At 49.1% G+C, this 16850-nt stretch carries 21 protein-coding genes and 1 tRNA gene; 16 read left to right on the forward strand and 6 right to left on the reverse strand.

All coding sequences use genetic code 11. The features are described 5' to 3' along the window. Window positions 1-26: 26 nt before the first annotated feature. From eno to A1sIIB76_RS00675, 9 genes are all read left to right on the forward strand, one after another. The gene (eno, locus tag A1sIIB76_RS00635; RefSeq protein WP_095674323.1) at window positions 27-1307 is read left to right on the forward strand and encodes a phosphopyruvate hydratase; all 1281 of its coding nucleotides are present in this window, start codon (window positions 27-29) and stop codon (window positions 1305-1307) included. Window positions 1308-1412: 105 nt separating this feature from the next. Next, window positions 1413-1763: an FtsB family cell division protein gene (locus A1sIIB76_RS00640; RefSeq protein ID WP_223298773.1), complete on the forward strand. Its 351-nt coding sequence runs from the start codon at window positions 1413-1415 to the stop codon at window positions 1761-1763. Then, entirely contained in the window at window positions 1760-2260 is a 501-nt protein-coding gene (locus tag A1sIIB76_RS00645; protein ID WP_095693259.1) for a DUF501 domain-containing protein, read from the forward strand. Before A1sIIB76_RS00640 ends, A1sIIB76_RS00645 begins: the two co-directional genes overlap by 4 nt. Further along, entirely contained in the window at window positions 2251-3159 is a 909-nt protein-coding gene (locus tag A1sIIB76_RS00650) for a Ppx/GppA phosphatase family protein (RefSeq protein WP_095684317.1), read from the forward strand. The genes A1sIIB76_RS00645 and A1sIIB76_RS00650 overlap by 10 nt, the downstream gene beginning before the upstream one ends. Then, entirely contained in the window at window positions 3134-3847 is a 714-nt protein-coding gene (locus A1sIIB76_RS00655) for a uracil-DNA glycosylase (protein ID WP_095684318.1), read from the forward strand. Before A1sIIB76_RS00650 ends, A1sIIB76_RS00655 begins: the two co-directional genes overlap by 26 nt. 32 nt (window positions 3848-3879) lie before the next feature. Continuing rightward, window positions 3880-3952, forward strand: a tRNA-Leu gene (locus tag A1sIIB76_RS00660). Between the two features lie 103 nt (window positions 3953-4055). Then, entirely contained in the window at window positions 4056-4250 is a 195-nt protein-coding gene (locus A1sIIB76_RS06980; protein ID WP_095674340.1) for a hypothetical protein, read from the forward strand. Between the two features lie 27 nt (window positions 4251-4277). After that, a complete protein-coding gene (gene cfa, locus A1sIIB76_RS00670) occupies window positions 4278-5387 on the forward strand; it encodes a cyclopropane fatty acyl phospholipid synthase (protein WP_095674341.1) in 1110 nt (369 codons plus the stop codon). Window positions 5388-5482: 95 nt separating this feature from the next. Further along, the gene (locus A1sIIB76_RS00675) at window positions 5483-6214 is read left to right on the forward strand and encodes a Bax inhibitor-1/YccA family protein (protein WP_095684319.1); all 732 of its coding nucleotides are present in this window, start codon (window positions 5483-5485) and stop codon (window positions 6212-6214) included. Window positions 6215-6235: 21 nt separating this feature from the next. Here the strand turns inward: A1sIIB76_RS00675 and A1sIIB76_RS00680 are convergent, their stop codons facing one another. Beyond that, window positions 6236-7444 carry an MFS transporter gene (locus A1sIIB76_RS00680; protein ID WP_095684320.1) on the reverse strand — a complete coding sequence of 403 codons (1209 nt, stop codon included), beginning with the start codon at window positions 7442-7444 and terminating at the stop codon, window positions 6236-6238. A 79-nt stretch (window positions 7445-7523) separates the two neighbouring features. Here A1sIIB76_RS00680 and A1sIIB76_RS00685 point away from each other — a divergent pair, with 79 nt between their 5' ends. Both A1sIIB76_RS00685 and A1sIIB76_RS00690 read left to right on the forward strand, forming a co-directional pair. Beyond that, window positions 7524-8507 carry an ATP-binding cassette domain-containing protein gene (locus tag A1sIIB76_RS00685; protein ID WP_095684321.1) on the forward strand — a complete coding sequence of 328 codons (984 nt, stop codon included), beginning with the start codon at window positions 7524-7526 and terminating at the stop codon, window positions 8505-8507. Then, the gene (locus A1sIIB76_RS00690) at window positions 8504-9295 is read left to right on the forward strand and encodes an ABC transporter permease (RefSeq protein ID WP_095684322.1); all 792 of its coding nucleotides are present in this window, start codon (window positions 8504-8506) and stop codon (window positions 9293-9295) included. The genes A1sIIB76_RS00685 and A1sIIB76_RS00690 overlap by 4 nt, the downstream gene beginning before the upstream one ends. Here A1sIIB76_RS00690 and greA read toward each other — a convergent pair. Together greA and A1sIIB76_RS00700 are read right to left on the reverse strand one after the other, a co-directional pair. Further along, window positions 9292-9771, reverse strand: coding sequence for a transcription elongation factor GreA (greA, locus tag A1sIIB76_RS00695; protein ID WP_095684323.1), 480 nt, complete (start codon window positions 9769-9771; stop codon window positions 9292-9294). The two genes, A1sIIB76_RS00690 and greA, sit on opposite strands and share 4 nt — an antisense overlap. 11 nt (window positions 9772-9782) lie before the next feature. After that, on the reverse strand, window positions 9783-10178 hold the full coding sequence (locus A1sIIB76_RS00700) for a DUF4307 domain-containing protein (protein ID WP_095684324.1): 396 nt from the start codon (window positions 10176-10178) through the stop codon (window positions 9783-9785). A gap of 14 nt (window positions 10179-10192) precedes the next feature. Between A1sIIB76_RS00700 and A1sIIB76_RS06880 the strand changes: the two genes are divergently transcribed. From A1sIIB76_RS06880 to A1sIIB76_RS00720, 5 genes are all read left to right on the forward strand, one after another. Next, window positions 10193-10345: a hypothetical protein gene (locus A1sIIB76_RS06880; protein WP_190277065.1), complete on the forward strand. Its 153-nt coding sequence runs from the start codon at window positions 10193-10195 to the stop codon at window positions 10343-10345. Continuing rightward, complete coding sequence (locus tag A1sIIB76_RS00705; protein WP_095696721.1) at window positions 10329-11042, forward strand: SURF1 family cytochrome oxidase biogenesis protein; 714 nt, start codon at window positions 10329-10331, stop codon at window positions 11040-11042. The genes A1sIIB76_RS06880 and A1sIIB76_RS00705 overlap by 17 nt, the downstream gene beginning before the upstream one ends. 10 nt (window positions 11043-11052) lie before the next feature. Further along, window positions 11053-11376, forward strand: a complete 324-nt coding sequence (locus tag A1sIIB76_RS00710) for a DUF3817 domain-containing protein (protein WP_095696722.1) — start codon at window positions 11053-11055, stop codon at window positions 11374-11376. A gap of 131 nt (window positions 11377-11507) precedes the next feature. Further along, complete coding sequence (locus tag A1sIIB76_RS00715; RefSeq protein WP_095696723.1) at window positions 11508-12827, forward strand: PhoH family protein; 1320 nt, start codon at window positions 11508-11510, stop codon at window positions 12825-12827. Window positions 12828-13085: 258 nt separating this feature from the next. Further along, the gene (locus A1sIIB76_RS00720) at window positions 13086-13727 is read left to right on the forward strand and encodes an aggregation-promoting factor C-terminal-like domain-containing protein (protein WP_223298774.1); all 642 of its coding nucleotides are present in this window, start codon (window positions 13086-13088) and stop codon (window positions 13725-13727) included. Between the two features lie 3 nt (window positions 13728-13730). Here the strand turns inward: A1sIIB76_RS00720 and A1sIIB76_RS00725 are convergent, their stop codons facing one another. From A1sIIB76_RS00725 to xseA, 3 genes are read right to left on the reverse strand one after another with little or no spacing between them, the layout of a single operon-like run. Further along, window positions 13731-15383 (reverse strand): fumarate hydratase, encoded by a 1653-nt coding sequence (locus A1sIIB76_RS00725; protein WP_095696724.1) that lies wholly within the window; start codon window positions 15381-15383, stop codon window positions 13731-13733. Then, complete coding sequence (locus tag A1sIIB76_RS00730; RefSeq protein WP_095697340.1) at window positions 15384-15599, reverse strand: exodeoxyribonuclease VII small subunit; 216 nt, start codon at window positions 15597-15599, stop codon at window positions 15384-15386. 23 nt (window positions 15600-15622) lie between these two features. Next, on the reverse strand, window positions 15623-16828 hold the full coding sequence (gene xseA / locus A1sIIB76_RS00735; protein WP_095696725.1) for an exodeoxyribonuclease VII large subunit: 1206 nt from the start codon (window positions 16826-16828) through the stop codon (window positions 15623-15625). Between the last annotated feature and the right edge of the window lie 22 nt (window positions 16829-16850).

Raw genomic sequence — 16850 nt, forward strand, 5'->3', positions numbered from 1 at the left:
AGATTTTCTATAACAGGAGAGACCACATGGCAATTATCGAAGCAATCGGCGCTCGCGAAATTCTAGATTCTCGCGGAAATCCAACAGTTGAGGTTGAGATTCAACTCGAAGATGGAACTCAAGCACGAGCTGCAGTACCAAGTGGTGCATCTACCGGAGCATTTGAAGCAGCAGAGCTACGAGATGGCGATAAGAAGCGCTATCTGGGTAAAGGTGTTCTGAAGGCGATTGACTTTGTTAACAATGAAATCGCACCAGAAATCGAAGGCTATGACTCACAAGATCAGCGCCTGATTGATTCAGAGATGATCGCACTCGATGGCACTCCCAATAAGTCACGCTTGGGTGCGAATGCAATTCTTGGAGTTTCACTTGCTGTTGCAAAGGCTTCAGCTGAATCTTCACACCTCTCACTCTTTCGCTACGTGGGCGGACCAAATGCCCATGTGCTGCCAGTACCAATGATGAATATCCTCAATGGCGGAGCACACGCAGATACCAACGTTGATATTCAAGAATTTATGATTGCTCCCATTGGCGCCGAGACATTCCGCGAATCACTTCGCTGGGGTGCTGAGATTTATCACGCACTAAAAGCAGTACTTAAAAAGCGTGGACTTGCCACATCTGTTGGCGATGAAGGTGGATTTGCGCCTAACCTTGATAGCAATCGCGCCGCACTTGATCTCATCCTTGAAGCAATTACCGCAGCAGGCTTTAAGCCAGGCAAAGAGATAGCTCTCGCTATGGATGTGGCTGCAACTGAGTTCCACGAGAACGGTAAGTACAAGTTCGAAGGCTCACTTCGCACCTCTGATGAAATGATTGCTTACTACGCAGAGCTTGTGAGCGCCTACCCAATCGTTTCCATTGAAGATCCACTAGATGAAGAAGATTGGGCAGGTTGGAAGTCAATGACCTCTTCCCTTGGCGCAAAGATTCAGATTGTGGGAGATGACCTATTTGTTACCAACCCTGTGCGTCTGGCAAAGGGAATTGATACCGATACCGCTAACGCCTTGCTTGTGAAGGTAAATCAGATTGGAACTCTTACTGAAACTTTGGATGCGGTAGATCTGGCACATCGCGCTAACTATCGCAGCATGATGTCTCACCGCTCAGGTGAAACTGAAGACACCACAATTGCAGACTTAGCTGTTGCCACAAACTGCGGACAAATCAAGACTGGTGCACCTTCTCGCACAGAGCGCGTTGCTAAATACAACCAACTTCTTCGCATCGAAGAGGAACTATCTGATGGCGCGGTCTATGCCGGCCGCCAAGCATTCCCACGCTTTAAAGGCTAATCACAAAAGATGGCGCTCAAATCTAGTTCTGGAAAGCGAAAGAAAAGTTACCGTTCGCGGAATCTTAATTTTAATCGCCGCCAGGGATCTGGACGCTTGCTTGCTGTGACAGCAATCTTTTTTATGTTAGCCCTTTTCCTGGCTCCGCCAATTAAGAATTACTTTGTGCAGCGCGCACAAATTAATGCTCTTGAATCACAGCTGAAGAGTGATAACTCAGCACTTGATGCAGCCCGCAAAGAGTTACTGCTCTGGCAAGATCCTGAATATATAAAGTCTCAAGCCCGCGAACGACTGCACTTCGTGCTGCCAGGTGAGCGGCAATACATTGTTACCGGAACAGATGGCGAGAACTCTGACCAGCCTGCCCAGACCGATGTTGTGAGCAATCTTCCCGAAGGACAACCTTGGTATACCCGCATGATTGCCTCAATTACCGAAGCAGGTAAAGGGTGAGCGCTGACAATCGCAGACCAACGGATGCAGATCTGGCTGTTATTGAAAATCAATTAGGGCGCACACCTCGTGATGTCCACGCAATTGCCTATCGCTGCCCCTGCGGAAAGCCTGCTGTTGTCGAAACACCACCACGGCTTAGTAACGGTGAACCATTTCCCACTTTCTACTATGCAACCTGCCCACGTCTTACCGCAGCGATTTCAACTCTGGAAACAACTGGCATGATGGGTGAAATGCAGGCCCGACTTGAAACTGACGCTGTATTAGCAGGTGAATATGCAGCGGCGCACGATGATTACATTGCAGCTCGTTCTGCGCTGCAGATAGATGTTCCAGAGGTAGAAAATGTTTCAGCAGGTGGTATGCCCAATCGCGTCAAATGCCTGCACTCACTTATTGCTCATTCACTTTCTGCAGGACCGGGTGTAAACCCATTGGGCGATGAAGCACTTGCAGCGCTGCCCGAGTGGTGGAAGCACTTGTCATGCGAGTAGCCGCTATTGATTGCGGTACCAATTCAATTCGCTTGCTGATTGCCGATATTGAAGGTGCCAACTTTCGCGAAATACATCGCGAGATGGAGATTGTTCGCCTAGGCCAAGGCGTTGATAAGACCGGCCAATTCCACCCCGATGCAATCCTGCGCACACTAGCTGCCGTAAATAAATTCGCAACCGAAATAGCGAAGCGCGGCGTTGAAAAGATTCGCTTCTGTGCCACAAGTGCAACGCGCGATGCAACAAATAGAGACTTATTTATTGATGGTGTGAAAGAGCGACTTGGTATTGCACCTGAAGTAATTCCTGGAGAAGTAGAAGCAGCACTTTCCTTCCAAGGTGCCACGCGAGATTTCCCAGCCACAGACGGACCCTTTCTTGTCATTGATATTGGTGGGGGATCAACTGAATTTGTCTTTGGCACCACCGATGTGGAATTTGCAAAGAGTATGAATATTGGTTGTGTCCGAATGACAGAGCGCCACTTCACTGGCGGCGATGCCGATCCTGGCCAAATTGCTGCAGCAATCGAAGATATTGATGAGGCAATCGCCCAAGCTGCCAAGATTGTTCCTATAACTGAATCGAAGACTTTGATTGCAGTAGCTGGCACGGCAACTACTGTTGCAGCTGCTGCTCTAGAACTGCGCACCTATGACAGATATGCAATCCATCTCTCCCGAATCTCTGCCGAGAAGGTCCATGCAACTTCAAAGATGTTTCTTTCGAGCAAGCGAGAAGATCGCGAGGCACTTGGATATATGCACCCGGGTCGCGTTGATGTAATCGGTGCTGGTTCACTTGTCCTCTCACGCATCATGCTCGCAACCGGCGCTTTCGAATTTGTTGCATCTGAATCAGATATTCTCGATGGAATGGCTTGGTCACTTGTATAAGTCGATTGAATTACTTGATAAGGCAATTATCAAATGCCATCAATGTCCTCGGTTAGTTGAGTGGCGCGAAGAAGTTGCAGTGGTAAAGCGTAAGTCATATGAAAACGAGACATACTGGGGAAAGCCAGTAACTGGATTTGGTTCAACTAAGCCCAAGATGCTCATCGTTGGGTTGGCACCCGGTGCCCACGGTGCCAACCGCACGGGGCGAATCTTCACCGGTGACTCTTCCGGTGATTGGCTCTACGGATCATTACACCGAATCGGTATTGCAAAGATTGCAACATCTACTTCGCGTGATGATGGACAAGTGCTCAAAGAAACTCGAATCTCAATGGCTGTGCGTTGTGCTCCACCAGGGAATAAACCCACCACTGAAGAGCGCGACACATGTGCTCCCTATTTTGAAAATGAACTCCAGCTTATTGCGCCCGCAGTGAGATCTTTTGTCGCACTGGGAAACTTTGGCTGGCAGGTATTAATCAAGTCGTTAAAGGCGCAAGGACATAAAATCCCACCAACAAAGTTTGGACATGGATCCACGATTAAGTATTCACATAACAAGATTGACTACTTAATCATTGGTAGTTACCACCCAAGTCAACAGAACACTTTCACAGGCAAACTCACCAAGCCAATGCTCGATTCAGTGTTGAAGAAAGCAGCTAAGTTCGCGGGTATTAAGTAACTTTTCGCATAGTAGACTTCGCATCTCTATTGGCCCCCATAGTCCAATGGCAGAGACAGAGGACTTAAAATCCTTCCAGTATCGGTTCGAGTCCGATTGGGGGCACGTTGTGCAGGTTGTTTGGTTATCTTCGCGCACGAATTCTCTTGAATAATCGCTAGCGGGAAAGTAATATTTCCCAATTCAACCGAGACCAGGAGATCAAAAAATGCTCGCTACTTATTCATGTGCCAAGTGTGAAATGTCTGTTAATGCAAGCTGTGCAAACTGCAACCTGCCTTTGGTCAATGACTCTCTTGCCCTCCCTGATGGCAGCAATGTTCAAATTTCTCGTTGCCCACAGTGCGAAGGAAAGATTAAATCTCCAATGTGCTGCGGTTCTGATATGAGCTGCTCAATCTAACTTAAGAAATATTCTGTGGGTGATTAAATGAGTAGCAAAGATCTCTGTCTTTCCATTCTGGAAAAAAGTAATGTGCCAATTAACTCCAGTGAGCCATGGAGCTTGCAGGTAAAGAATGAAAAACTATGGGATCGCGTTGCATCCCAGCATCAGCTTGGCCTGGGTGAGGCTTACATGGATGGCTGGTGGGAGTGCCAAGATATTGATGAGATGCTCACCAGGTTGTTAACTGTTGATGCAACATCCTTTCTCAAGCCTTCAATTCCTTTAGTTGCAAGTGCGTTGAAATCTAAGATTTTGAATATGCAGACTAAATCAAAAGCTGCAAAGAATGCTAAACATCATTACAACATCGGTAATGACCTATATACGCGAATGCTAGATAGTGAAATGGCCTATAGCTGCGGATATTGGCAAAATGCAAAAACGTTAGATGAGGCGCAGATAGCTAAGTTTGATTTAATCTGTCGCAAACTAAAACTTGAAAAAGGTATGACCCTGCTTGATATCGGAAGCGGTTGGGGAGGGCTCCTGCGCCATGCGGTAAGAAACTATGGCGTTATTGCAACCGGAATTTCTCCGGCAGATCAACAGATCATCTTGGCACGAGAGAAGTCAGCCGGACTAGATATAAATTTTGTGCAGATGGATTATCGAGATCTAACCGGCCGATTTGACCGTATTGTTTCGGTAGGAATGATGGAGCATGTAGGGCCCAAAAACTTTAAAGAGTTCTTTACCAAGTGCGATGAACTGCTGGTCGATGACGGAATTATGTTGCACCATCTCATATCAAGCACAGTTCCCCAGAGCAACACAGACCCATTCTTTAATCGATATATCTTCCCTGGGGGAGTAATTCCATCTCCTGGGCAGATTAGTAACGCGGCCGAAGGGCTCTTTGTCCTGGAGGACACTCACAATTTTGGACTCGATTACGAGACAACGCTGCTGCATTGGCACAAAAATATTAATTCCAAGTGGGATGAGATTCCTCAATACGATCTGCGCTTTAGACGAATGTGGAACTACTACCTGCTAGCTTCAGCGGCAGGTTTTAAAGCTCGACATCTGCATCTGAACCAATACGTGTTCCGTAAAGGTGGCGTGCTCGCCCCCTATCTTCCGGTTCGCTGAGCGTATTTACCCCCTAAAACTGGAAATTTTCCTGGTTTGCCGTACGTTATATGCCGTACGGGAGCTCGTTCTCGCACATATATAAGGAGAAATTCATGCGCAGTTCTAACCCAGTCCTTAGCGGCCGCGGTTTCGCTCGTATCAAGGGTGATGCAGTCGGCACTCGCGACCTCAACACAATCGAGAGTCGTCCATCATCTGCACCAATGTCTATTGACGATGTCGTCATTAAGACCGCAGGACTCTTTGCTGTACTCGTTGTAGTCGGAGCCTTTGCTTGGCGCGCAAATAGCCCAACACTTGCCCTCATCGGATTCATCGGCGGTTTTATTCTCGCGATGGTCAATTCATTTTCGAAGAAAGTTCGCCCACCGCTAGTTATTGCATATGCCGCAGCCCAAGGTTTGGCACTCGGAACTATCAGCCGCATCTATAACGATTCATACAATGGAATCGTTGGCCAAGCTGTTATTGCAACAGCGTGTGCCTTCGGTGGAGTTCTCCTTGCCTATCGCAGTGGCAAGATTCGCGTGACACCAAAGTTCAGTCGCATCATGATGGGCTCACTCATTGGGTATGTCATCTTTGGCGTAGCAACAATCTTTATTGGTTTCCCAGGTGGAGCCCTCGGTCTACTTATCTCTGTAGGTGGAGTAGCGCTCGCATCAATGTTTATCGTGATGGATCTAGATCAGATTGAGAAGGCAGTTGCAGCTGGCGTTCCACAAGAGGAATCATGGCGCTGTGCATTTGGCCTCATGGTTACCTTGGTCTGGCTCTATCTTGAAGTACTGCGACTAATTTCAATTCTTCGCAGTAACGATTAATCAATAGTCAGTAATTTAATATTACTGAGATTGCCCGAGATGCGAAGACCGCGTCTCGGGCAATTTTATTGATGCCATAACGGCTGCTGCCATCATCACAGCGGTAAGCGCGAAAGCTGGTTGATACCCATAAGAATCTGCGATTGCACCAAGGAGCACAGGTGCAACCATCGCTCCGGCATCAGCAGACATTTGAAATAAGCCAATAACCTGACCGCCCTTACCCTCAATCACATCGCCCACGACGGCCGCGGGAGTAGTGGAAAGGAAAGCTCCACCTATACCGACGATGGCGCTAGCAAGAAAGAACATCCAGGAGTTCATCGTGAAGACAAGGGTGAGTGCAAAGAGTGCAGTGAGGGAAGTGCCCACAATGAGAGAGAATCGGCGGCCATTGATATCTGACATTCTTCCAGCTTTAAGGAGGAAGGCGCCTTGAATCAAGGTAGTCAGCGTGAAACCGAAGCCCATCACTGCGGGAGATATTTTAAGATCTTCGACAATAAATAGCGGCAAGATTGAGCGACTCATTCCGAAGAATGTCCAAGCTGCACAGAACGAAACAAAGAGTGCGATTCGATATGGCTTTAGCGCTAATGCAGATTTGAGAGTGACCACATCATTTTGTTGGTCGCCGCTCGGCTTGGCTGCAAGTGCTGAGTGACGCAATAAAATTGCACCGGATGAGCTGGCACCGAGAAGGAATACTCCATAGATCAGCAGGGGAGCACGTAGTGAAAATGCGGAGAGTGCTCCACCTACTGCAGGTCCAGCAATCATTCCCAGCAGAAAGGTCCCGTTATAGAGTGACTGCACGCGTGCGCGGTGGTCGTCACCGACTGCTCGAACAAGAATTGAACCAGCTGCAACAGAGAACATAGAAGATCCGATTCCGCCGACAGCGCGAAAAATCAGTAGCTGCTCGTAATTCTGAGCAAGGCCTGCAGCAAATGAAGTCAGAGCTACGAAACCGATACCAACTGAATAAACCCATCTTTCACCGAATTTATCAACTAATTTTCCGGAGATGAGCCCCGATGCAAAACGTGCAAAAGCAAATGTCGAGACGATTGCACCAACTTGAGCGTGATTGACTCCGAATGATCTAGCAAAGAGTGGAATCGTGGGTGCGATGATTCCGAAGCCCACTGCCACAAAGAATGAGGCAAAGACAATGACGCCAACCTCACGCGGAAACTCCGCAAAGGGATTGGTAAATTTAAATCGCACCTGCGCAGTCTAATGGGCTGCATTTGGCAAGATGTTACTGAGGGAGATTGCCCATTCAAAAATTTGGTAGGTTGGCCTGGTGAAATCAGTAATTGCGCAAGGCCTCGTTAAAACCTATGACAAAGGAAAAGTTCGAGCACTCGATGGCTTGAGCCTGGATGTTGAAGAAGGAACAGTTCTCAGCGTGCTTGGACCCAATGGCGCAGGAAAAACTACAGTTGTAAGAATTCTGACAACTTTACTTCGCGCTGATTCTGGAAGTGCCTCAGTTGCTGGCATTGATGTAATGAAAAATCCCGAGAAGGTACGCGAAGTCATTGGTTTATCGGGTCAATATGCCGCAGTCGATGAAATTCTTACCGGATATGACAACTTAGTGATGTTCGGTGAGTTGTATCACCTAGGTAAGAAGAACGCTGTTCTTCGCGCAAATGAGCTACTCGAGCGATTTTCACTGACAGAGGCAGCCAGGCGCCCAATTAAGACTTATTCAGGTGGAATGCGCCGTCGTTTAGATTTAGCAGCATCTCTGATTGTTAAACCAAAAGTTCTCTTCCTCGATGAACCCACTACTGGCCTTGATCCACGCGGTCGCCAGGAGATGTGGGGAGTTATCCAAGAGTTAGTTAAAGGCGGGGTAACGCTGCTGCTGACCACGCAATATTTGGAAGAAGCAGATCAATTAGCAGATGACATCGTTGTAATTGATACTGGAAAAGTAATTGCTCGTGGAACATCAGATGCCTTGAAAAAACAGGTGGGCGGAGAACGGCTGGAAGTAGTTGTGGAACAAGCCCACGTTGCAAAGACACTGGAAATAGTTGGTGCGGTAAGTGATCATAAGGCGAGCCTCGATGAAGGTCTGCGCTTAATCTCGGCCCCAGTCTCAACTGGCTCAGCTGCCCTCTTTGAAGTTTTGAAATCACTCGATGCCGCCGGGATCCATGCACTCGACGTTGGTCTGAAGCGCCCATCACTTGACGATGTATTTCTTTCATTGACTGGCCATGTGGCGGAGGAGAAGAAGGAAGAAGTGGCAGAAAAGAAGAGGGGCAGAAAATGAGTGCGATTAACGATGTAGCAATTATTACCCGCAGACAGTTACTGCTTCTTAGCCGTGTACCTGAAGTTCTCATCTTCTCAACAATTCAACCGGTGATGTTCGTACTGCTCTTCCGCTATGTATTTGGTGGCTCGATTGATACTGGCCAACCTGGTGGATATGTGCAGCTATTGATGCCCGGAATCTTTGTGCAAACAGTCGCCTTTACCTTAGCTGGCACTGCTTCCGGCTTAGCCGAAGATATGAAGAAGGGGCTAATTGATCGATTTAGATCTCTGCCTATCTCGCAATCAGCACTCGTTATTGGGCGCACATTGGGTGATTCACTTTTGAATATCGTCGTGCTCGCCGTGATGGGTATTGCCGGTTATGTGGTGGGATGGCGCCCCTCTAGCGGAATTGGCAGCATTGCCCTCGGATTTATCTTCTTACTCTGCTTTGGTTACGCGCTCTCGTGGGTAGGAGTCCTGGTTGGGCTTTCGGCATCTGATGCGCGGGTGGTGCAAAACGTCAGCTTTATCGTGACCTTCCCACTGACTTTCTTATCGAATGCCTTTGCTCCCACAACCGGAATGCCACGCATCTTGCAGTACTTTGCAGAATGGAATCCAGTCTCAACGATGGTTGCTGCCTGCCGCGAACTCTTTGGCCTAGAGAATCAATTTGGTGCAACTGCTGGTTCTTTTCCCAGTGAGAACCCACTGATAACTTCGCTGATTTATATGCTCATCATTATGGCGATCTTTATTCCGTTAAGCCTTCGTAAATATCGCAATTACGCAGATTAACTATAAAACTCGGCGCTCTTAATCTCGACCTTGATATCACGCCCATTTGGTGCGGTGTATGAAACGGTCGCTCCAATTTCTGCACCTAATACAGCTGCTCCCAGTGGTGATTTCTCGGAATACACATCGAGATCACCGGATGCGATTTCGCGGGAGCCAAGTAAGAACTTCATCTCATCGCCGGCGATGGATGCGGTGACAACCATGCCTGCTCCCACTTTTCCATCGGCGCTGGCTGGTGGCGTTCCGATGTGGGCATTTTCTAGCATCTGCTTTATCTGGCGAATACGCGCTTCCATCTTGCCTTGTTCATCGCGCGCTGCGTGATAGCCGCCGTTCTCTTTCAGATCTCCTTCGGCGCGCGCTGCCTCAATCTTTGCCGTAATTTCTTTCCGTCCCGGACCTTCTAGGTTCGCCAGTTCGCCAGCTAAACGATCAGCTGCTTCTTGGGTAAGCCAGGTCTGTTGGGAAGTCATAGAGGGCAATCTTAGGGCAGAGTGCGACAACGTGAAATGCCCACATTGACCGCATCTGCGCGGGTAGGAACGATATATCTTGGCTCGAGATAGCTCTTGCCAGCTGCGATGGTGATGTCGATTTGTCCCACCACATTCTTCTCATAATCGCGCGCAACGAGTGTGCATTGAACTTCTTGTGTGCCATCGGCTCTTTGCACCAAGAATCGAATCTCTGGGTTGCGTGGATCTTCATTTGAAAAAGAGATAAGCTCATAACGAAGCGCCGGGTTGGCTTGATGTAGGCCGGCCCAGAGTAACCACGCTCCGCCAACAATTGCGAAGCCAGCTGCATACTTCACCCACCCGCGCGCAGGAGTGATTCCATATCGATCGTTAAAATCGAATTGGTCGTTTTCTGCCGGCATGGGAGAATCTTCTCATGGCAAAAGACGTTGAAGTAGGTGTCGCTGGTTCGCTGACAATGATTGCCCTTTTCTCGACCATTGCGTTTTTGCTTCGTAATTTCTATAAGCGCTATAACCGGATGCAAGAACGTGAGCAATTACGCCAGGAGAATGAGGGCGAGAATTAAGAAGTCACCCATCCAGCGATTAGGCGCAGGCCTTCTCGTTCTTTTTCTGGTGACTATCTTGATTGGACTTGGGCTCTGGCAGCTTGACCGGGCCAATGAGATGCGCAATCCGGCTGTTGTGCCTATTGATCGCACAATTTATCCACTGACAGAGCTAACAACTCCCACGGGCACAATTCCACCCACTAGCGTTGGCAAACAAGTGCGCACCGCCGGCAGCTACATCGCCAACTACAAAGCACCCAACCAAATTGATGGCAATGGCAAAGTTGGCGACTGGGAAGTGGCGCTGCTGCAAAACGAGACTGATACTGCAATTCTTGTGGTGCGCGGACTATGGAAAGAGCGTTTGAAATCACCAGAAATTGTGATGTCGACCAGAGTTGAAATCACTGGCACCCTGATGCCGCGCCAATTCGATGATCGCGCCACAAACACCCCGTCTCAGATTTCTCGACTAGATAGCAGCATTCTGGTTGCTACTACTGATTATCAGCTTTATGACGGTTTCATTCTAGAAAAGAGTGAGCAGAGCCGAAACGGTGAGATTTCACGGACCAGAATTCTGGAACCCAAACTGACCTCGGGTGTGCCCGGCTACTACTGGCAACACATTTCTTATGTGGTGGTGTGGTGGTTCATGGCCGGCCTGGTGTTATATGCCCCCTTCTATCAGCGCCGCGAAGAAAAGTTATAGAGTTCTACCTATGACAGAGACGACATCGACCGGGGCACTGACCCGCTTTCGCCTGCTAGCTGTGCTCTGCGGAGTTAATCTCTTGCTGCTCGTCTTTGGCTACATGCCAGCTAAGTACATCTTTGATGCCCTAGAAGACAATGGCTGGATCATCTTCATTCCGATCGCCCATGGCTATCTCTACATCGTCTATATCCTGACCGTCCTTCAAATTGGCGTTCAGAAGCGGATGAAATTCCTGACCATTATTGCCCTGATTGCCGCTGGAACTCTGCCGGTTGCATCATTTATTGCAGAGCGCAGAATCACGAAGAAGTACGGCCCAGCTAGGTAAACGTTGCATTACATCTCAACCATTAATGGCGTGTCGCACCAATAGTCCATTTCTTTCGTTCTATCTTTTGCAAGTCAGAAGCACCACCCAGTCTCTTCCCCACGACTACAACTACAGAGAATGGTTAGGCCTTGGCTACTTCAAAGAAGAGTGATTCTGCCCGTAAAACCTATGTAATAGATACCTCAGTACTCCTGGCAGACCCCGGGGCAATGTCCCGATTTGAAGAACATGAAGTCATTATTCCCATCGCTGTGATTGGCGAACTTGAAACCAAACGTGACCATCCGGAACTCGGTTACTTTGCCCGCGCCGCACTTCGCGCACTTGATGATCTTCGCATTGAGCATGGTCGCCTTGATTCAGCTCTGACAATTACACCTGAAGGTGGAACGCTCTCGGTCGAACTTAATCACACAGATTTAAGCACCTTGCCCCACGGTTTTTTGCGCGATGGCACCAATGATTCGCGCATCCTTGCCATTGCCAAGAACCTAATGTCTGATGGTAGAAATGTGGTTCTGGTGACCAAAGATCTTCCATTGCGAGTGAAGGCATCATCGGTGGGTGTGGAAGCGCAAGAATATTTAGCAGAACTTGTCTCTAATAGCGGCTGGACTGGCATTGAAGAAGTATCTGTTGGCCACAGCACTATCGATGAGCTCTACTCATCTGATCGAGCAGACCACGAATGTGCTCATAAGTTTCCGGTTCACACCGGAATCGTGCTGCACTCGGAAAAAGGAAGCGCACTTGCCCGGGTGACTGAGAGCAAGCAACTGCAATTAGTGCGCGGTGACCGCCAAGCTTTTGGTCTTCATGGTCGCAGCGCCGAACAACGCATTGCACTAGATCTGCTCCTTGATGAATCAATTGGCATCGTCTCACTCGGGGGACGAGCCGGAACTGGTAAATCTGCACTCGCTCTCTGCGCCGGACTTGAAGCGGTGATGGAAAAACGCCTTCATAAGAAAGTTGTCATCTTCCGCCCGCTCTATCCGGTCGGCGGACAAGAGCTTGGCTACTTACCGGGCAGTGAAGGCGAGAAGATGTCGCCTTGGGCCCAGGCCGTCTTCGACACTTTAGGCGCCCTAGTGAGCCAAGCAGTCATTGATGAAATCATTGCTAGAGGTCTGATTGAAGTTCTGCCGCTGACCCACATCCGCGGGCGCTCGCTGCATGACTCCTTTGTCATTGTTGATGAAGCCCAATCACTAGAACGCGGAGTTTTGCTCACCGTCCTATCCAGAATTGGCCAGGCATCACGGGTAGTTCTCACCCATGACGTTGCCCAACGCGATAACTTGCGCGTGGGCCGCCATGATGGCGTAGTCGCAGTGGTGGAAACGCTCAAGGGCCACCCACTCTTTGCCCACGTGACGCTGACTCGATCAGAGCGCTCACCGATAGCCGCCCTGGTCACTGAATTACTGGAAGGTCCGCAAAGCTAAGCCGGGCGTTTTGACCCCTATTTTAATCTCACAGTAACAAATCGGACATATAGGACTTTGCCCTAGCTGACCTGGGCTTTTACCTATCCACAGCCACCCCAATCTCTGTGAATTTGCGACCCACGCAGGATTAAATTTGCGACCCTCCCCCTGACTAGACACGATTAAGCCCTTCCCTTAAGTCATAACCTCATTTATGAGGTCATGGCGGCATGGGCAAGGAAGGTCCAAAGTGGGCCGATTATGAACAGGAGATGAATGAAGATGAAAGGAGTAACGAAGATGAAGGCAGACCTGCGTGCATTCTTCGCCGCCCTTGCCTCCTTTACCGTCTCCCGCGTTACCAAGCCGGCGCTCTGGGCGACCGTTGCTTCGATGCTCCTGCTCACTGTGGCCCAGCCAAGTGCCTATGGTCTGGATTTTCCGATGACTAGCCGGCTGGCTCTGCCTGATTCAGTAAATCTGACAAGTCAGAATCCGATGGCAAAGAATTTGAGGGTCACCAGCGGACTACCGATGGCATCACTTTCTAGCCAGTTATCTGAGATGGCGATCGTTGCCACCTTAAGCCGCCAGGTCGAAATGGCCCGCACCATCGTTGGCGCCAAAAATGTAACTAAGGCGATCATGGCCGATGAATATGGTTGGGAGGGCGAGCAGTATCGGTGCCTGAATAACTTATGGACCAAAGAAAGCCATTGGAATTACAAAGCACATAACTACCGCTCTGGCGCCCATGGAATTCCACAAGCCCTACCTGCCTCCAAGATGGATCTGATCGCCGATGATTGGCGCACCAATCCGGTGACCCAGATTCGTTGGGGACTTCGCTATATCGAAGGCCGTTATGACACACCATGTGGTGCTTGGTCTAAGTTCAAGCGCAGTCGTTACTACTAGAACTTAAGGCTTAACCCCGATAGTTAACGGCCGCATCGTTTCGGCAAAGAAATCATTTCCCTTATCGTCAACAACGATAAACGCTGGGAAATCAACGACATCAATCTTCCAGACTGCTTCCATGCCAAGATCTGCAAAATCTAAGACTTCCACCTTCTTGATGCAATCTTGGGCCAGGCGTGCTGCCGGTCCGCCAATGGAACCGAGATAGAAACCCTTATGTTTATTACAGGCATCGGTAACTGCCTTAGATCGATTTCCCTTTGCCAACATGACAAGTGACCCACCAGCTGCTTGGAATTGATCCACATAAGAATCCATTCGGCCAGCAGTGGTGGGGCCAAATGAACCAGAGGCCATCCCAGTTGGTGTCTTTGCCGGTCCTGCGTAATAAACGGCGTGCTGCTTTAAGTATTCTGGCATCTCTTTACCGGCATCGAGCATCTCTTTGATTCGAGAGTGTGCCAAATCGCGCGCCACCACAATGGTGCCACTTAATGACAGACGAGTCTTTACTGGGTGCTTGGAAAGTTCAGCGCGAATTGCAGCCATCGGCTGATTGAGGTCAATATTTACTACATCGTCATTGAGATGTTCATCGGTAGTTTCCGGCAAGAAGTGAGCTGGCTCAGTCTCTAACTGCTCAATGAATATGCCATCTTTGGTGATCTTCGCCTTTGCTTGGCGATCTGCCGAACAGGAGACTGCAATAGCAATCGGCAGTGATGCTCCATGGCGAGGAAGGCGCACAACTCGCACATCGTGACAGAAGTACTTGCCGCCAAACTGGGCGCCAATACCTAACTTCTGCGTGAGCTTAAATACTTCTTCTTCCAGGGCCAGATCGCGAAAGCCATGGCCTGACACACCATCTCCGGAAGTAGGTAAGTTATCGAGGTAATGGGTGCTGGCGAGCTTTGAGGTCTTAACTGTGTATTCGGCACTGGTGCCACCAATAGCTATAGCTAAGTGATACGGCGGGCATGCAGCTGTACCAATGGAGCGCAATTTTTCATCAAGCCAATTCATAAATGAAGCAGGGTTTAAGACCGCTTTTGTCTCTTGATACAAAAATGATTTGTTAGCACTGCCGCCACCCTTAGCAATAAACATAAAGTTGTACTCATTTGGGTGATCGCTATCTGCAAATATTTCAATTTGGGCTGGCAAGTTATTTCCGGTGTTCTTCTCTTCCCAGGTTGTCACCGGAGCCATCTGCGAATATCGCAAGTTTAACTTGGTAAATGCGTCATATACACCTTGGGCCAGTGCGACTTCATCTTTTGAACTGGTTAATACGTATTGCCCCTTCTTGCCCATGATCAGAGCTGTTCCTGTGTCTTGGCACATCGGCAAGATTCCACCGGCGGCAATATTGGCATTTTTCAGTAGATCAAGGGCTACAAATCGATCGTTAGCTGATGCTTCTGGATCTGTAAGAATTTTGGCCAATTGCCCTAAATGCTCGCTACGTAAGTAATGCGAAATATCGTGCATCGCAGTTTCGGTGAGCAGGGTGATTGCTTCGGCTGTCACGTGAAGAAATTGCTTATCGCCTATTTTCTCAACGCGCACGCCCTCTTTGGTCAGAAGTCGATATTTGGTTGTATCTTCGCCAATTGGCAGTAGGTCTGAGTAGGAAAAATTGGGTGACATCTACTGTTCCTCAGATTTCGCAGAATTCTTTGCTGCGTCTAACTTCTTCTTTGCGCCATCAAGCCATTGCTGACAGATCTTTGCCAGCTCTTCTCCACGCTCCCATAACTTCAGCGACTCTTCCAGGGTTGCGCTGCCATCTTCTAGTGATTCAACTATCTCGGCCAGCTCATCACGAGCGGCTTCATAGGAGGGCTGTGAATCTTTAGCGGCCATGAGCACAATCTACTCTCTTGTAGTTATTCGGGAGAACTAACGGTGGCTGCGGTCTCACCTTTTGCCACGCGAATGCGCAAACGAGTGCCCACCTTCACCTTTGTGGCATCGCGCAGGATTGCGCCATCTGCCAACTGCACCACCGAATACCCGCGGTCCATCGTTGATTGTGGTGAGAGCGAACGCAGGTGGGCTTTAACACCCGCTAGCTCTTTCTTCTCAATTTCGATAATCGAGGCAAAGCTGCGAATAGATCTATCTCGCAGCGCCTTTATCTCATCGCGGCGGGAGGTAACCATCAGCTGCGGGTCTTTCATCACCGGGCGATTTCGTAATTGAGCAATCAAATTGATCTCATAGCCAATGGTGGAGACCAGCGTTCGATACATGCGATCTCGTATCTTTTCGATATCGCTAATTTCTTGCGCAATATCTGGAACCACTCGCTTGGCCGCATCGGTGGGAGTAGATGCCCGATAGTCGGCAACATAATCAAGAAGCGGTGCATCTTTCTCGTGGCCGATGGCGCTGACAATCGGTGTGGTGCACTGCGAGGCTAGTCGAACGAGTGACTCATCACTGAAAGGAAGTAGGTCTTCAAAGGAGCCACCTCCACGAGTAATGATGATGACATCTACATCCGGGTCATCCTCAAGCTCCTTTAGCGCTGCTGACACTTCAACAACAGCGGCGGCGCCCTGCACTGCTACTTCTCGAATTTCAAATTCAACTGCTGGCCAGCGCCGGCGAGCATTTTCCACCACATCTTTTTCAGCATCGGTATTGCGACCACAAATCAGTCCAACTTTTCGTGGAAGTCGTGGCAGTGCAATCTTTCTGCTCTCACTAAATAAACCTTCAGCTGCTAACTTCTCTTTCAGTGCTTCCAGACGTGCAAGAAGCTCTCCAACACCCACTTGGCTAATCTCTTTGGCAGACATTGTCAGTGAGCCGTTTTTAGTAAACCACGAAGGCTTGGCATAGATGACAACGCGAGCATTTGCCGGTAGTGGTTGCACGCTGGCTAATACTGATTTGTGACACATCACAGAAAGGCTCATATCTGCACTGGTATCGCGCAGTCGCATAAATGCCATGCCACCGCTGCGTTCATTGAGTTCTGAAATCTCGCCCTCAATCCAGATTGGGCCAAGACGATCGACATACTCTTTTATAGCTTCTGAGACCACGCGCACTGGCGCCGGGGCTTCTCGTGAAGTTTCGAACATGGGGTGAGCCTATTAGACTGAC

The sequence above is a fragment of the Candidatus Planktophila versatilis genome, from assembly GCF_002288265.1.
GTDB lineage: Bacteria > Actinomycetota > Actinomycetes > Nanopelagicales > Nanopelagicaceae > Planktophila > Planktophila versatilis.

Excerpts from the sequence above, each read along its gene's own strand:
- eno (WP_095674323.1), top strand. The coding sequence starts at position 27 with ATGGCAATTATCGAAGCAATCGGCGCTCGCGAAATTCTAGATTCTCGC.
- A1sIIB76_RS00650 (WP_095684317.1), top strand. The coding sequence starts at position 2,251 with ATGCGAGTAGCCGCTATTGATTGCGGTACCAATTCAATTCGCTTGCTG.
- A1sIIB76_RS00655 (WP_095684318.1), top strand. The coding sequence starts at position 3,134 with ATGGAATGGCTTGGTCACTTGTATAAGTCGATTGAATTACTTGATAAG.
- A1sIIB76_RS06980 (WP_095674340.1), top strand. The coding sequence starts at position 4,056 with ATGCTCGCTACTTATTCATGTGCCAAGTGTGAAATGTCTGTTAATGCA.
- cfa (WP_095674341.1), top strand. The coding sequence starts at position 4,278 with ATGAGTAGCAAAGATCTCTGTCTTTCCATTCTGGAAAAAAGTAATGTG.
- A1sIIB76_RS00675 (WP_095684319.1), top strand. The coding sequence starts at position 5,483 with ATGCGCAGTTCTAACCCAGTCCTTAGCGGCCGCGGTTTCGCTCGTATC.
- A1sIIB76_RS00690 (WP_095684322.1), top strand. The coding sequence starts at position 8,504 with ATGAGTGCGATTAACGATGTAGCAATTATTACCCGCAGACAGTTACTG.
- greA (WP_095684323.1), bottom strand. The coding sequence starts at position 9,771 with ATGACTTCCCAACAGACCTGGCTTACCCAAGAAGCAGCTGATCGTTTA.
- A1sIIB76_RS00700 (WP_095684324.1), bottom strand. The coding sequence starts at position 10,178 with ATGCCGGCAGAAAACGACCAATTCGATTTTAACGATCGATATGGAATC.
- A1sIIB76_RS06880 (WP_190277065.1), top strand. The coding sequence starts at position 10,193 with ATGGCAAAAGACGTTGAAGTAGGTGTCGCTGGTTCGCTGACAATGATT.
- A1sIIB76_RS00705 (WP_095696721.1), top strand. The coding sequence starts at position 10,329 with ATGAGGGCGAGAATTAAGAAGTCACCCATCCAGCGATTAGGCGCAGGC.
- A1sIIB76_RS00710 (WP_095696722.1), top strand. The coding sequence starts at position 11,053 with ATGACAGAGACGACATCGACCGGGGCACTGACCCGCTTTCGCCTGCTA.
- A1sIIB76_RS00720 (WP_223298774.1), top strand. The coding sequence starts at position 13,086 with ATGAAGATGAAAGGAGTAACGAAGATGAAGGCAGACCTGCGTGCATTC.
- A1sIIB76_RS00725 (WP_095696724.1), bottom strand. The coding sequence starts at position 15,383 with ATGTCACCCAATTTTTCCTACTCAGACCTACTGCCAATTGGCGAAGAT.
- A1sIIB76_RS00730 (WP_095697340.1), bottom strand. The coding sequence starts at position 15,599 with ATGGCCGCTAAAGATTCACAGCCCTCCTATGAAGCCGCTCGTGATGAG.
- xseA (WP_095696725.1), bottom strand. The coding sequence starts at position 16,828 with ATGTTCGAAACTTCACGAGAAGCCCCGGCGCCAGTGCGCGTGGTCTCA.